General features: G+C 48.0%; 14 protein-coding genes. 7 read left to right on the top strand and 7 right to left on the bottom strand.

Annotated elements, in window-relative coordinates:
* Window positions 1-44: 44 nt before the first annotated feature.
* Entirely contained in the window at window positions 45-860 is an 816-nt protein-coding gene (locus tag MKZ12_RS28175; RefSeq protein ID WP_339257823.1) for a hypothetical protein, read from the bottom strand.
* Between the two features lie 72 nt (window positions 861-932).
* The gene (locus MKZ12_RS28170; RefSeq protein ID WP_339238528.1) at window positions 933-1229 is read right to left on the bottom strand and encodes a metalloregulator ArsR/SmtB family transcription factor; all 297 of its coding nucleotides are present in this window, start codon (window positions 1227-1229) and stop codon (window positions 933-935) included.
* A 184-nt stretch (window positions 1230-1413) separates the two neighbouring features.
* On the opposite strand from MKZ12_RS28170, the gene MKZ12_RS28165 reads away from it, so the two are divergent.
* The gene (locus MKZ12_RS28165) at window positions 1414-1803 is read left to right on the top strand and encodes a nuclear transport factor 2 family protein (protein ID WP_237177210.1); all 390 of its coding nucleotides are present in this window, start codon (window positions 1414-1416) and stop codon (window positions 1801-1803) included.
* An 813-nt stretch (window positions 1804-2616) separates the two neighbouring features.
* Here MKZ12_RS28165 and gntK read toward each other — a convergent pair.
* From gntK to MKZ12_RS28145, 4 genes are all read right to left on the bottom strand, one after another.
* Window positions 2617-4167 (bottom strand): gluconokinase, encoded by a 1551-nt coding sequence (gntK, locus tag MKZ12_RS28160; RefSeq protein ID WP_339257822.1) that lies wholly within the window; start codon window positions 4165-4167, stop codon window positions 2617-2619.
* 291 nt (window positions 4168-4458) lie between these two features.
* Window positions 4459-5286: a carbohydrate ABC transporter permease gene (locus MKZ12_RS28155; RefSeq protein ID WP_339257821.1), complete on the bottom strand. Its 828-nt coding sequence runs from the start codon at window positions 5284-5286 to the stop codon at window positions 4459-4461.
* 20 nt (window positions 5287-5306) lie between these two features.
* A complete protein-coding gene (locus tag MKZ12_RS28150; RefSeq protein ID WP_091013252.1) occupies window positions 5307-6173 on the bottom strand; it encodes a sugar ABC transporter permease in 867 nt (288 codons plus the stop codon).
* A 159-nt stretch (window positions 6174-6332) separates the two neighbouring features.
* Window positions 6333-7568, bottom strand: a complete 1236-nt coding sequence (locus MKZ12_RS28145) for an extracellular solute-binding protein (RefSeq protein ID WP_339261545.1) — start codon at window positions 7566-7568, stop codon at window positions 6333-6335.
* 360 nt (window positions 7569-7928) lie between these two features.
* Here MKZ12_RS28145 and MKZ12_RS28140 point away from each other — a divergent pair, with 360 nt between their 5' ends.
* The 5 genes from MKZ12_RS28140 to MKZ12_RS28120 all read left to right on the top strand — a co-directional run bounded on the left by MKZ12_RS28140 (window position 7929) and on the right by MKZ12_RS28120 (window position 14106).
* Window positions 7929-8696 (top strand): GTP cyclohydrolase II, encoded by a 768-nt coding sequence (locus MKZ12_RS28140; RefSeq protein ID WP_339257820.1) that lies wholly within the window; start codon window positions 7929-7931, stop codon window positions 8694-8696.
* 195 nt (window positions 8697-8891) lie between these two features.
* Complete coding sequence (locus MKZ12_RS28135) at window positions 8892-9461, top strand: glycerol-3-phosphate responsive antiterminator (protein ID WP_339257819.1); 570 nt, start codon at window positions 8892-8894, stop codon at window positions 9459-9461.
* Window positions 9462-9489: 28 nt separating this feature from the next.
* The gene (glpK, locus tag MKZ12_RS28130; protein ID WP_339257818.1) at window positions 9490-10977 is read left to right on the top strand and encodes a glycerol kinase GlpK; all 1488 of its coding nucleotides are present in this window, start codon (window positions 9490-9492) and stop codon (window positions 10975-10977) included.
* Between the two features lie 445 nt (window positions 10978-11422).
* A complete protein-coding gene (locus MKZ12_RS28125) occupies window positions 11423-13033 on the top strand; it encodes an FAD-dependent oxidoreductase (RefSeq protein ID WP_339261543.1) in 1611 nt (536 codons plus the stop codon).
* Between the two features lie 68 nt (window positions 13034-13101).
* Entirely contained in the window at window positions 13102-14106 is a 1005-nt protein-coding gene (locus MKZ12_RS28120) for a Gfo/Idh/MocA family oxidoreductase (RefSeq protein WP_339257817.1), read from the top strand.
* Between the two features lie 107 nt (window positions 14107-14213).
* On the opposite strand, the gene MKZ12_RS28115 is transcribed toward MKZ12_RS28120, so the two are convergent.
* Window positions 14214-14513: a helix-turn-helix domain-containing protein gene (locus MKZ12_RS28115; protein WP_026081419.1), complete on the bottom strand. Its 300-nt coding sequence runs from the start codon at window positions 14511-14513 to the stop codon at window positions 14214-14216.
* 423 nt (window positions 14514-14936) lie between these two features.
* Between MKZ12_RS28115 and MKZ12_RS28110 the strand changes: the two genes are divergently transcribed.
* Window positions 14937-15317, top strand: coding sequence for a DoxX family protein (locus tag MKZ12_RS28110; protein ID WP_339238516.1), 381 nt, complete (start codon window positions 14937-14939; stop codon window positions 15315-15317).
* Window positions 15318-15349 lie beyond the last annotated feature (32 nt).

Genomic DNA, 15349 nt, shown 5'->3' with positions numbered 1-15349 from the left:
ATTGTAACCAGACGTACGAAAAAAGGTGAGCCAAAGTTCAGATTTTATCGCATTTGAGGAAGATAGGAGCCGAAATATTGTTTTACGGTTTCTGCATGATATCCATCATCACCTTGCCAGGTTGCTGCAAAGATGAAATCACCGGAACCACCCTTGCCTTTTCGCGGGTTATCTCCAGGAACCAATATTCCAGCTGCCGCCCAGATTTCCAGCAGGGCATCCCGCTCCTGTTTGCTGGAAGGCAAGATATCTTTCCACTTTTTCTCCAGTGAGCGTGCACTGTCCTTAGGGTCTTCCGTCTGAGCTGCTTCAAGCAGCTTTACCAGGATAGCTTGGTCTTCAGGGGTTACTTCATAGCTTGTATCGTTGTCCTTACGCAGTAATTCCAAATCCATAAGGCAATAGAGAAGCCAGCCATGACGCACGCCGCCCCACTTGATCCGTTCAAAGTTCAAGACGTTTAAATCGACGTTGGAATATTCCTTGTCTGACTTCAAACGCAGGTAATTACAATCCCCGCAGGCACTGGTGTTAGGGTGAAGGGCAGGGCGTTCCGCATAGGTATGCAGAGGCATGTTCGATGTTAAAGCCCAGCTGGATAATGCGCTGCGCAGGTAAACTTTTTTGGTGGACAGACTATGTAGAAAGGCCGATATTACCCGCTCCTTGAACGAGTCATCCTGATGTATGTCGTATAGACGCTGAACAATCTCGTCATGCGTAATTGTAAGCGGGTCGAACATGACGCCTTTGCTTTTGGCATATTCAAATTCATCTCCAGAGAAGGGTAAAGAGGTTGTTTTCCAGCCGCCACCTCCCCAGAATGTGCTCAGCAGTATCTTTGCCGCTTTTTTGTCCATATAGTTAGCCTCCTTTATGGATATACCATCATGATAAATGTGGTTCTTCAATCGATCCCAGACCTGCCTACTTTAATGTGCATATTCCTCGGTTGTATTCAGAATCATCTCGACGAGACCTGGAAAACGTGAGTTTAGTTCTTCCTTTCGCAGGGAATAAAAGTGCTGTTTACCTTCAATGCGTGGCTGGATCACGCCAGCTTCACGTAAAATTTTGATGTGATGGGACAACGTGGATTTGGAAATATGGTCTACTTCGAAGGCGGAACAGTTTTTCTCGCCAGAACTGGCCAGACAGTGTGCAATTTTCATGCGGATTGGATCACCGAGTGCATTGCAGACCGTAGTCAGTTTCAGTTCCGAAGCCATAGGTATCGTTGGAGTTCTCATATCTATGACGTTAGCATATTCGGCTTTTTCTTTCAATGTTTGAAAAATATCGAACTATTTCTTGCGGGTAGGATAGGAAGTGTGTTACATTTCTTTTCAGTTAGTTCGAAATTATTCGAACTGAAAGATTGGAAATCGGCTTTTTATTCTAGGAGGAATATATATGAGTACTACAAATACCACTACAATGTTGAACAACTACTTCCGTTTATTTGATGCTTCACGCACAGACGAGCGCGCCATGGAAGATCTGTTGTCCCTGTTTACACCGGACGCAGAAATTGTACTTAATGGTACCAGTCGCACAGGGTTCGATGGTTTTATGAAAGCTTTCTACGAGTACAATAAGGACGTAAAACATATGTGGGACGCGTGGGTGCAACAGCCTGACGGCAGCTACCAAACGAACTGGGCGGTATGCGGACAAGCGGCAGACGGAACGGTATATGCCAAAGCAGGCATTGATATCGCGCGTGTAAATGATGCGGGGCAGATTGTGTATCTGGAGAATGTACAGGCCGATCAGAATGCATTCAGCAAGTATAATCAGTAAATAAAATCTAGCGATTTCAGTTTGATGAATGAAAATCCAGAAATTTGAATTACTAAAAAGATAGCCACACTTGAGGTCCACAGTTTTTCATGCTGTGGGCTTTTTTCTGTAGCGCTTTTAGTTAATTAGAAGGCACTGAGAACGAAGGCTTCATCACTCTGATCGCACAGTTTCTACAGGGAAATGGATGCACCAACACACTGTACATGAAAATATATGTACCTGAAAAACTGTGCATGAAAAAGACCGTCCCGCATGTCGTAAGCATGGCGAGACGGTCCTCATGAATGTGCATAAACGTACTCGTTAGAGTCAAATGTAATAGTTGAATGTAAATTTGAGCCGGAATCAGCGAAGGAGATAGTGATTCGCTGCGTGGTAGCGAGGGTCCGGCAATTCTAATGAACCTGAGACGCGCAACATGGAAACGATGTTCTTTCAATGTAACGAACCTGAGACGAGCTATTGGAGGATATTTCGCAAAATCAAAATCCTAACGAATCACAGACACGTTAATGATCAACATATTAGGTTCTAGCGTAGTTTTGCGCCCATGTAAGCTGATATAAGGCGTCTCAGATTCGTTAGATTTTTAAAACACGCTAAAAGCTGCAAATAAGACGTCTACGATTCGTTAGCTGCTCCATGTTCAACGTTTTGACTCTCCAACGTGTAACATTGAGCCTTTTTACCCCGCTCTAAGCCTCAAACGCTCCAAATCTCCAATCCCACACCCCCAGACCTAACCCAATAACCAAACCCCAACCCTCAAAACTTAAACTGCCCAGTTCTCCGGTCATCTTCCCGCATTGCCTATCCCTGCATCGTCTTGTTCTGAAAAGCAGCGATATCCGCATACTCTTCTTCGAATTTGCGCGAGATACGGATGAAGATCGGCAGCAGTTCCCGGTAGACACGGACACTGTCCGGGTCCGGCTGGTGTCGGTGCGTTGATCCGATCATGCCGGAGACGGCGCTCAGGGAATCAATGCGGCCAAGGGCGTACAAGCCCAGTACGGCTGCGCCGAGACAGGAGCTTTCAATACTTTCGGGGATAATGACATCCTGATCGAAAATATCCGCCATCATCTGGCGCCACAACTCGGAGCGGGCGAAGCCGCCTGTCGCCTGAATCTTTTTCGGACGACCGATTTTTTCTTCAATTGCTAACATAACCGTGTACAGGTTGAACAATACACCTTCGAGCGCAGCGCGAATCATATGTTCTTTCTTATGATGCAGCGTCAGGCCAAAGAACGAACCGCGTGCATTGGGATTCCAGAGTGGAGCCCGCTCACCCGTCATGTATGGATGGAACAAGAGCCCTTCCGAACCCGGAGGCACATTTTCCGCAACACGAGTGAGCACTTCATACGGATCAATGCCAAGTCGTTTCGCGGTCTCTACCTCGGAAGCCGCAAACTCGTCCCGAATCCAGCGGAAAATAACACCGCCGTTGTTCACGGGTCCGCCAATGACCCATGCATCCTCTGTGAGTGCATAACAGAAGAAGCGTCCTTTCGGATCGGTCACCGGTTTATCCACGACGGTACGAATCGCTCCACTGGTACCAATGGTCACGGCCACAACGCCTGGATCTATGGCGTTAACGCCCAGATTGGAGAGCACGCCATCACTGGCCCCGATGACAAACGGTGTGGTGAACGCAATGCCCATCTCCTTGGCGTACTCCGGATGCAATCCATGTTTGAGCACATGGGTGGTCGGTACCAATCGGGATAGGTGTTCCGGCGTGATGCCCGCCACATGGAGTGCTTCTGCATCCCAGTCGAGTTTCTCCAGATTCATGAGTCCGGTGGCGGAGGCCATGGAGTGATCTATGACGTATTCAGAAAATAATTTATAGAACACATATTCTTTCATGGATATGAATTTGTGCGTCTGCTGGAACAGTTCCGGTTGATCCCGGGTGAGCCACATGATCTTGGTGAGTGGGGACATCGGATGAATCGGCGTCCCTGTTCTCAGATAGATTTCGTGACCATTCATCTCCGATTTGAGTACTTCAGTCCACTCGGCACTGCGATTATCTGCCCATGTCATGGCCCGCATCAGTGGTGTACCGTGTTGATCGACTGGCAGAATGCTGTGCATGGCTGAGCTGAACGAGACAAATAGGATCTCGTCCGGCTTAACTCCTGCTTTGGAGGTAGCCTGTTTGACCGATTCGATGACTGCTTTGAAAATATCTTCCGCATCCTGCTCTGCAATCGCAGGTGTGGGGGTGTGCAGCGGATAATCGGCACTGCCTTGAGCCACAATGGTTCCGTTCTGCTCGAACAAGACGGCCTTGGTGGAGGTTGTGCCGATATCTACGCCGATCATATAGGGTGAAGAAGCCATTTTGTCATCCCTCTTTCTTAAATATATAAGTGAAAGAATGCTGTTACACGTTAACACTTCGGGTACAGAAAGCCTTCCGATCGCGTAAATGCGAAGCATATGCTTTCGAAGTAGCTTTCCTCTGGAAAGCTTTTAATTCCATTTCTTCAGGCCCTTTCTGTCCCCTTCGCGCACGTGGCGCTATTCATCCAACTTATATGGCATCTGTTATTTCAACTATAGATAAGAATATCAGACTTGAGGGATGGATCAAAATTGGAACAGATTACGTCGATCTCGATTACACTAGCCTTAATCCTTCACCGCTCCTGCGGCAATATCCGAGATAAACTGGCGGCTGATGAACAGGAACATGACAATCAGCGGAATGACGGCAAGCAACGTACCTGCGATCACCATCGCGTAGTCGGTGTTATACAGCCCGTTTAATTGAGACAACGCAATCTGCAACGTGTATTTACGCTCATCCGTCAGGACGATCAAAGGCCACAGATAATCGTTCCATACGCCGATAAAGGTAAACGCGCCGAGGAAAGCAAAGGCAGGTCGCAGAATCGGCAGCGCCACGTTCCAATAGAGCCGGAAGAAATTACAGCCGTCGATGCGTCCTGCATCGAGCAGATCATTCGGAATCGACTCCGTAGCATATTGGCGAACCCAGAAGATCCCGAAGGCATTGACCATGCCTGGAATAATAAGGGCTTTGAAGGAACCGACCCAGCCGAACGTGGCCATCAGCACGAAGGAGGGCACCAGTGACAGCTGGGAAGGTACCATCATGGTCGCGAGCAGCAAGATGAAAAGCCACTTTTTGCCGGGAAATTCAAACTTCGCAAACGCAAACCCCGCCAGTGAGTCAAAAAACAGTACCAGAATGGTCACGAGGCCCGACACAAACAACGTATTCAGAAAGGCGCCCCAAAAATCAATCTGCTGTAACACTCGCGTAATATTATTCCACAATTCGCCCCCGAACCAGAGCTGCGGTGGAAACTTGTAGATATCGGACGTTGTCCGGGTGGACATTACAATCAGCCAATAGAACGGGAACATGGATATGAGCATGCCCCCGATAAGACCGGTATACAACACCAGCGATTTGAGGTGTTTGGTCGCCATGTGCGCTCCCCCTTATCACATCAGGATGATTTGCCTTGAACAAGCTTCCAGTTCACAATCGAGAACAGGGCGATAATGAGGAACATACCCCAGCCAACAGCAGCGCCGTATCCGAAGTAATTGTTAATGAAGGATTCACGGTAGAGGTACAGTACAATCGTCATGCCTGCTGCACCCGCGCCACCATCATTGCCTACCAATACTTGCGGCTCGGTGAACAGCTGCATACCGCCGATGGTTGATGTAATGACTGTGAACAGGATGACTGGACGCAGCATCGGTATTGTGATCCGGAAAAAGGACTGTATCGCGGATGCCCCGTCAATCTTGGCTGCTTCGTATAACGTCTGCGGGATACTCTGTAGCCCGGCCAGATAGATAACGGCGTTATATCCGGTCCAGCGCCAGACCACCATGGAGGAGATCGCAACTTTGATGCCCCATGGTGCATTCAGCCACTCCACAACAGGTAGCCCGACCGACTGCAACAGATAATTGAGAAAGCCATAATTGTTGGCAAATAAAGCACCGAAGATAATGGCTACCGCTACGATGGACGTGACGTTTGGCAGGAAATAACCGACCCGAAATAATGTACGGAACTTCACAAATGGTGCATGCAGCAGAAAGGCAATAATCAATGCGAAGAAGAGCATCGGAATCGTCGAATAGATCCAGATCATGAAGGTGTTGCCCACGGCTTGCCAGAATTCGGCATCGGTCAGCATGTATTTGAAATTGTTGAACCCGTTGTACGTCATGACACCGATGCCATCCCATTTATGAAAAGCCAGATAGAGCGAGAACCCGATCGGGAATAGGCCAAATACGGCAAACAGAATATAAAACGGCGATATCGCAACATAGAGCGCACGATGCTCCCACATTCTGGACCAGAGTGACTTCTGCCGATCCAGATCAGGTCTGGTATTGCCAGGATCGGGCGTAAGACGAGGTTCAGTTACAGCCATATGAATTCCTCCTTTGCGGATAACGAGACCACATGAAACCAGGACCAGTAATCAGGATAACGCTGTATTTTATACTCACCGCTGCAATTCCCGCTCAACGCGGTGTACCGTATCCGTCCAAACCTGCTGTGGATTGGCATTTTGCTTCGCGATATCATTCAGCCTTCGCGTAATAATGTTGTGTACAGAGGGGTATCTTTCACCAAAAAAAGCATCCGGTACTTGCTGTGCCGAGTCGGCAAATACAGGGCCGGTCGCTTGCCCACCGAAGAAGGGTTCCTTCTCTGTCATGGCAGAGTCGTCAAATACACTTGGTGCAGAAGGGAACAGGTTCAATGTCTGATATTGCTCCAACTGATTCTCGGGACTTTGCAGCCAGCGAACCAGTTCAAAGGCTTCCTGAGGATGTTCACTCGACTTCAGGATAGACAGGAATGATCCTCCGTTGTTGCCATCCCCTCCCGGAGCCCGAGCTACCCGCCACTTTCCGGATGTATCCGGTGCAGCTTCCTGAAGCACTTGTTTCATCCAGACAGCACCCACGAACGAGGCGACTTCACCGTTATTCATCGCTGCGTTCCAGCCCGGAGTCCAGCCATCTGCATTGGCAAGCAAGCCTTTTTCTTTAAAGGCAACGGCCGTATCCCAGCTCTTGCGCACAGTAGGGGAATCCATACCGATAAAGGACCCATCCGGGCGGAAATAACGTTCGGCAGCCTGTGATAAGACTTGATTGTAAACGGTTGCAATATTGTCGGTCAGAAATACCTTGCCTCCGAATTTTTCCTTGATCTTCTCTCCGGCAGCAGCATAGGCCTCCCAGCTGTTGATCTGACGTGTAACGTCTTCAGGATCAGACGGCAATCCGGCTTCCTTGAACAGATCTTCCCGGTAGAAGAGGGCTGTCGGTCCCGTATCCATGGGGAAACCGATCATCTGTCCATTTGGCGTCACGCCTTGCTTCCATTTCCACGGCAGATATTGGTCTTCAATATCTCCTGCACCAAGATCATACAGATTATAGAAACGGTCCTCACTGGGGAATAGCTCCATGATCCAGTCGTTCAGTGCAACAATGTCTGGCTCACCTGAGCGTGCAGCGAGTGTTGTTTTGAGCTTTGCTTTGAAATCACCGCCGATTTTCTGAGCTGTCAGTTCGATATTGGGGAACTTTTCTTTAGCCCTGGCAATCAACTTATCATCAATGGAACGGTTCCAGTACCATAATGTAAGCGTTACCTTTTTGTTGTTCGCTGAATCGTCCTGTCCGGGCCAGATGGAGCATCCGCTTATGAGCAGGACGCAGACCATCAGTATGGCTGTCCAGCATGTTTTTTTCCGGCGGATCATGTGTATTACCCCCTCATCGTTAAGTTCGAGGCATGAAGTGCTTTGTACTACAACATTAGTGTATGAGCAGTTTATTAAGTCATACCCAATATTCCTGAAATGAAACACATATTTGTGTCCATTGCGTAACATAAATTGGGTAGTTACTTTAAAAATAAAAGTTACTTGACACAATATAATTTTTATTCTAAACTAACTTACATAAAGTAACTAATGATGATGAGAATAATATAGATACGTACTATATAACATCTGAGTGATCCATTTTCGCTCTAGATGCGAATCAATCAACAGACAGTGGCCTAAACAGGAGGAACGACAATGATCAATTCACATATTATTCAACTGCTTGCCCCCAAAATTCAGACTTTTCCGAGTGGAAAAGAGTTTATATACCTGGTGGGACCGATCAAGCTTCCGGTTAACCTGGATGGGGAGACCAAGACATTTCAGTGGTATAGCTGGATGAAATCGGACAAAGCGATGGAGAGCGGCGAGTTAATTGAATCTCTCGCTGCTGCTGAACTGGCAGAGCGCCAACAATCCAGTGTTCTGGTGTATGGTGATTTTGCCGAAGCGCAAGAAGCATTAATTCGGATGCACAGCATCTGTCATACAGGCGATATCTTTGGCAGCAAACGCTGTGATTGCGGTTTTCAGTTGGAGCAATCCATGAAGATGATCGCCGCTCACGGAGCAGGTGCCCTGTTCTATCTTGCGAACCATGAAGGCCGTGGTATCGGTCTGTTCAGCAAAGCGATGGCGTACATTTTGCAAGAAGAGGGTCTGGATACGGTAGATGCGAACTTGCAGCTTGGATTCACGGACGACGCTCGTAATTATGACGATGCGATTGCTGTGTTACGTGCGCTTCGTTCCGCACCCGTTACATTGATCACCAACAATCCACGGAAGCTGGCTGCCTTGCAGGAAGCGGGATTGAATGTTGGCGGACGTGTCCCACTGTGGGGCGATCGCTCTGCGTTCAACGAGAAATATCTGCAGACCAAAGTGAACCGTTCCGGTCACTTGGCAGAAAATGATGGCTGGGCTGGGGCAGATACGCTGCTTCCGCATGCACAGGCTTAATGATGATTCATTAAAGGGCACGATTAACTGGGAGCCGTTGTTGTACTCTCCATTAAGGAGAAATACTGCAACGGCTTTTTGGTGCGATCTTGATAGCCGGCAAGCAACCAGATTTCCTGATTTACGGAATGGCTTGCCGTTCTCACTGGACGGATTATACAATATAGGCATCTGATGAATGCGGGAGGAACGAAGGTGCCATTTGAGGGACAACGTATATTGCCAGCTGCGAAGAGCATGAAGCAGTTTGAAGCGATGATTGAAGGCCCTTATACCTATGGGGTGATGCTGGAAACCCATATTGCTCAGCTTCAGAGTGTGATGGACGAGGCGAAGCGGTACGACAAAAAAATACTTTTGCATGCAGATCTGGTACAGGGATTGAAGAATGATGAGTATGCCGCAGAGTATCTGTGTCAGCACATTCGTCCGGCAGGACTGATCTCTACACGTGCAAGTGTCATTCAGAAAGCGAAGCAGAAAGGGATTACAGCTATTCAGCGTATTTTTCTGCTGGACACCCACGCCCTGGAGAAAAGTTATCTGTTACTGGCCAAAACTCAACCGGATTATATTGAAGTATTACCTGGTGTCATTCCGCATATTATTGCGGAAGTGTCTGTGCGTACCGGTATCCCTATTATTGCAGGGGGATTGATTCGATCACCGGAAGAGGTTGAACTTGCGCTTGGTGTCGGGGCTACGGCAGTGACCACATCCAATGCAGATTTGATCCGACACTTTGAGAAATCGCTTACACCCTAAAAAGAACCCACAACAGGAGGTTATCTGTATGGAAAAGTATATATTGGCTCTGGATCAGGGAACGACAAGCTCCCGAGCTATTCTGTTTAACCGTGGAGGAGAGATCGTGCACATTGCACAGCAGGAATTCCCCCAGTATTTCCCCAAGCCGGGCTGGGTGGAGCAGAATGCCAACGAAATCTGGAGTTCCATTCTTGCCGTGATGGCTTCATGTCTGGCAGAGAGCGGCATCAAACCGATCCAGATTGCGGGAATTGGAATTACCAATCAGCGGGAGACTGTGGTGGTATGGGACAAAGTAACAGGCAGACCGATCTATAATGCAGTGGTATGGCAGTCCAGACAGACTGCAGATATCTGTGAAGAATTGAAGATGCAAGGTCTGGGGGACCTTTTCCGCAGCAAAACAGGATTACTGATCGATCCCTATTTCTCGGGAACGAAGGTCAAATGGATCTTGGATCATGTCCCTGGCGCCCGGGAGCGGGCAGAGAAGGGGGAATTACTGTTTGGCACGATTGATAGCTGGCTGATCTGGAAACTAAGCGGGGGGACACATGTCACGGATATATCCAATGCCTCACGTACCCTGATGTACAACATCTATGATCTGCAATGGGATGACGAATTGTTGGAGATCCTCGACATTCCTAAGGCCATGCTGCCAGAAGTGCGAGGTTCATCCGAGGTATATGCACACACGACAGACTATCATTTCTTCGGTCATCGGGTTCCGATTGCTGGAGCGGCAGGAGATCAGCAGGCAGCGATGTTTGGTCAGGGATGTTACACCAAGGGCAGTATGAAAAATACATATGGTACCGGATGTTTCATGCTCATGAATACGGGAGAGAACCCGGTACAATCCGATCACGGACTGATTACAACCATAGCCTGGGGGATGAATGGCAAGGTTGAATATGCGCTTGAAGGCAGTATTTTTGTTGCTGGTTCAGCGGTTCAGTGGCTGCGTGACGGATTAAGGATGCTTCGATCATCCAAAGACAGTGAGGACTACGCCTCGCGCGTGCCTTCAACGGACGGCGTATATATGGTACCTGCTTTTGTGGGGCTGGGCAGTCCGTATTGGGATAGCGAGGTTAAGGGTGCGGTGTTTGGCCTGACCCGAGGCACGACGAAGGAACACTTCATCCGTGCTACGCTTGAAGCGTTGGCGTATCAGACCAAAGATGTACTGGAGGCCATGGAATCCGACTCGGGTATCTCCGTACATGCTTTGCGTGTGGATGGGGGAGCGGCAGCGAATGATTTTCTCATGCAATTCCAGAGTGATATTCTGGGCATTCCTGTCGAACGCCCAACGGTGAATGAAACGACGGCATTGGGTGCGGCTTATCTGGCAGGATTGGCGGTTGGGTATTGGACGAGTGCGGATGAATTGACCGATCATGAAAATACGGAGCGTGTCTTCCAGCCTGTTATGGCGGAGCATCAGCGGACAGAACTGTATGCAGGCTGGAAGCGAGCAGTGAAAGCGGCGATGGCTTTTAAATAAAAAGAAATAAAATATATCTCATTGTGGGTATTTGTACTTTTTAACTAAACATATGTTATAAATGATATTTACTGGTGGAAAATGATGCATGATTTACAGGGTTATTCTTCCTGAAGGTGCCAAAATAAAAAACCACTATAAGGAAAAAATCAAGGTTAGTGGATTCATTTGAAATTCCATCCTTTGGTAGAACAGGTTTTTGAATATTTTTTGAATAATGTGTCATTTCAGGACTTCACGCCGTGAAAAATCTGTGATAGGATAAAGGCACAAGTTAAAAAATGATGTCTGGAGATCGGGAGGGACCACGTGCCGCTCAGCAAATGCTGAGCGAATGACGTGGTCCTTTTTTTGTTTTTTTACGGAAACATTAAGGAAATCAATGGGAGGTTCAGGAATGACAGAAACGTTCTCTTCAGCACACCGGACCGAATATTTGCGAGGCATGGCGAATGCACATTTTGACATATTAATTATTGGCGGTGGGATTACAGGCGCAGGGATTGCATTGGATGCAGTTTCACGCGGATTGAAGACAGCACTTGTAGAAATGCAGGATTTTGCAGCGGGTACATCCAGTCGTTCGACCAAACTGGTCCATGGCGGATTGCGATATTTGAAACAATATGAAGTGAAGATGGTTGCTGAGGTAGGACGGGAGCGGGCTATCGTTTATGAAAATGGGCCACATGTGACAACACCGGAACCGATGTTGTTACCGATCTACACGGCAGGTACGTTCGGCCGATTCAGCACATCCATTGGACTGATGGTGTATGATCGGCTCGCCGGGGTGAAGCGCAGTGAACGACGCCAAATGTTGAATGCTGGAGCGGTGTCAGATTGTGAACCTTTATTGCGCAAACAGGGGTTATTGGGTGGTGGACTCTATGTGGAGTACCGGACTGACGATGCCCGCCTCACCATTGAAGTGTTGAAAGAAGCTGTTAAACGCGGGGCACAGGCAGTGAACTATGTCAAGGCGACGGGTTTTCTGAAGGAGGATGGCCAAATTACAGGTATTCAGGCCATCGATCAGATCAATGGGCAGAATTATACGCTGAAAGCAAGCAAGGTGATCAACGCTTCCGGTCCATGGGTGGACGGTCTGCGGGAATTGGATGGCTCGCGCCAGGGGAAAACGCTGCAGATGACCAAAGGCATTCATCTGGTCTTTGATGGTGAACGATTCCCATTGAGGCAGGCAGTCTATTTTGATACACCAGATGGTCGAATGGTGTTTGCTGTCCCACGTGATGGCAAAACCTATGTCGGAACAACCGACACCGTATATCAGGACGATCCTGCACACCCGCAAATCTCCGAATCGGATCGAGATTATGTAATTGATGCAATCAATGGCATGTTTCCAGATGTACACATTGGTATCGAAGACGTGGAATCCGGATGGGCGGGTGTGCGTCCACTTATTCATGAGGAAGGCAAGAATCCCTCCGAAATCTCACGTAAAGATGAAGTCTGGGTCTCTGATTCCAATCTGATTACGATTGCCGGGGGCAAATTGACCGGATACCGTAAAATGGCCGAGATGGTCGTTGATCTGGTCGCACGCCAGATGGAGCAGGAGAGTGGACATAACATAGGCCCATGCGTAACGAAGAAGATGCCCATCTCCGGCGGTGACGTAGGCGGTTCGGCTGGATTTGTATCGTATGCGGAGCGCAAGATCAAGGATGGTGTCGCTTTGGGGCTTACTCGGCCTGCCGCAGAGCGGCTGGTTCGCACGTATGGTTCCAATGTAAAAGCACTGTATGAGCGAATGCCTGATCCCCGCACCAAGGCTGAGCTCCATGGCATGCCACAGGAGCTACTGTTGATGCTGCGTTACGCGATTGATGAAGAGATGGCTGTAACCCCGTCTGACTTTTTGGTACGAAGAACAGGTCATTTATTCTTCTGCATTGATGAAGTACGTCGCTATAAAACAGCGGTTATCTCGTATATGGCCGATTGTTTGAACTGGTCGGAAGAACAAACGGTCAAGCACACACAGGAACTGAATCAGCTGTTGCTGGAAGCATCCGGAAAAATCTAAGGCAGGATTTCAAGGCCGAGAGTCGAATGGAACATGTAAGCGTGTAACATAGAGAGGGGATTACATCCATGACATTACAGATCGGAATCATTGGAACAGGCTGGTTCAGTAAGGTGCACGCGGATATTCTCGCACGAATGGAAGGTGTTCGTGTCGCGAGTGTCTGTGGAACAACGTTGGAAAAGGCAGAGGCCATGGCCTCCGTCTATGATGCTGTTGGTTACGGGGAACTTGAACATATGCTGGATGGTGAGAAGTTGGATGCGGTATATATCTGTGTGCCTCCGATGTCTCACGGATCGATAGAGTCCGAATTAATCCGCCGCGGTATTCCATTCCTGGTGGAGAAACCATTGAGCACCGGAATGGACGTGCCACGTCAGGTGTTGGATCAGGTGCAGAAGAGCGGATTGTTAACCTCTGTCGGATACCATTTCCGTTATCAGGAGGCTGCTCAAGTAATGCAACAAGCGATGAAAGAACAGACTGTTGGCATGGCTCTTGGTCGCTGGATGGGCGGAATGCCAGGGGTTGCCTGGTGGCGGCGTCAGGATGGTTCTGGAGGACAATTCGTAGAGCAGACTACACATATTGTAGACTTGCTTCGGTATTGTGCAGGAGAAGTTACAGAGGTATATGCTGTAGCAGCTCAGCGAAGCATGCATGAGAAACATGAAAATGTCAGCGTTGCTGATGTGGCGAATGTGACGCTCAAGCTGGAAAGTGGAGCGATTGCAAGCATCGCCAATACCTGTCTGTTGCCAGACGGAGAGGGCGGCGCAGGACTCCAATTCTACACGGATGCAGGTGTGTGGGACTGGACACCGGAACGTTTGCTTCTGCCAAGTGCCGCAACACATGCGATGGCAGGACTGGAGATTTCGGCAGGACCTAATCCATACGAGCGTGAGAATGAAGCGTTCATTCATGCCCTGCGTACCGGGGACCGTTCACGAATCCTGTCCGATTATGCGGATGCCTGCCGTACACAGGAGATTACGACGGCGGCGTTGGCATCGGCTGATTCCGGTCTGCCTGTCAAGCTTCAGCCCTCAAAGCATCTCTCTCATTAATCAAGGTTGAACGTAATATAAATACGCCTGAATCAAAAACTGATCGGTAGATCAGCCTGATTCAGGCGTATTTGTGTCGAGCGGACATGAATGGATCGGCATTCAAATTACTCGGATTTCTGCTGTTTCAACCAGTCGGAAGACCAGCTGTAGATCTGATCAATGACAGGTTCAATCGCTCTGCCTTTGGGTGTTAATTCATACTCTACACGAGGAGGAATCTCCGGAAACATGTGCCGGGTTACAATGCCTTCCGTCTCCATTTCCTTCAATCTCTCCGATAAAAGTCGTCCACTGATCGCCATCTCTGCTTCAAGCTCCGTGAACCGTTTGGGTCCGGACAACAGTTGGTACATGATCAACAGTACCCATTTCTTGCCTATAATGTCTATCGCCTGAGTAATCATACAGGGACTTGGTGCTTTTACTTTTCTCAGTTTCAACGTATTCACCTCGCTTCATGATCATTTTCTTCACAGTTGTATATGAAAGGACATGGTTTCTGCCACTTTTGGAATGGTAGAACATTCAAGTAAATGAGGGTTACTACAAAATATACTGTAACATACCTTTTGTATGTATTATACATCATATAGTGAGAAATTACTTGAAGAAATTATATTATTATTATATACTAACTTCATAAAAGTAAGTTGGTGATAAATAATACGTATAATATGAACGCGTACTATTTTGAAAATGGAACTGGGCTAAACGCTTGAAAACAGAGTGACCCTTTGGGAACTTTTACATAGATTTTTTTTACAATGTACAGCAAAAATATTCATTACATAGTAGGAACATATAATTTGTCACAGGAGGATCTACATATGAACAAAATTTTGGGTTATATTTTTCTGGTTGTGCTTGCGGGTGTGTTCGTCATGACGGGGTTTAATAAAATTACTGGAGCAGACATGATGGTTCAGACATTCGAGAGTTTCTCTTATCCAACATGGACCATGTATCTGCTTGGCGCTGCCGAGTTGCTTAGTGCAGTCGGACTGCTGATTCCACGGACTCGTATCCTGGCTTCAGGCATACTGACATTCATTCTGATTGGAGCCGTGGGAAGCCATCTGATCTATGCACAATATGCTGCGGTCCCATTCCCGGCTGTGTTGTTGGTAGCTAACATTATTGTCCTGATTGTGGGCATGCGCAGATTGGAAGCGGAAGAAGAAGGCCAGATGGATGCGATTCAGGCATAATTGAGAGACAGCAAGAAGATGACCACTGCCAA

Origin of the sequence: Paenibacillus sp. FSL R5-0713 (genome assembly GCF_037973325.1) — a bacterium.
Classification (GTDB): Bacteria; Bacillota; Bacilli; order Paenibacillales; family Paenibacillaceae; genus Paenibacillus.
This window is presented reverse-complemented; position numbering and strand designations above follow the sequence as displayed.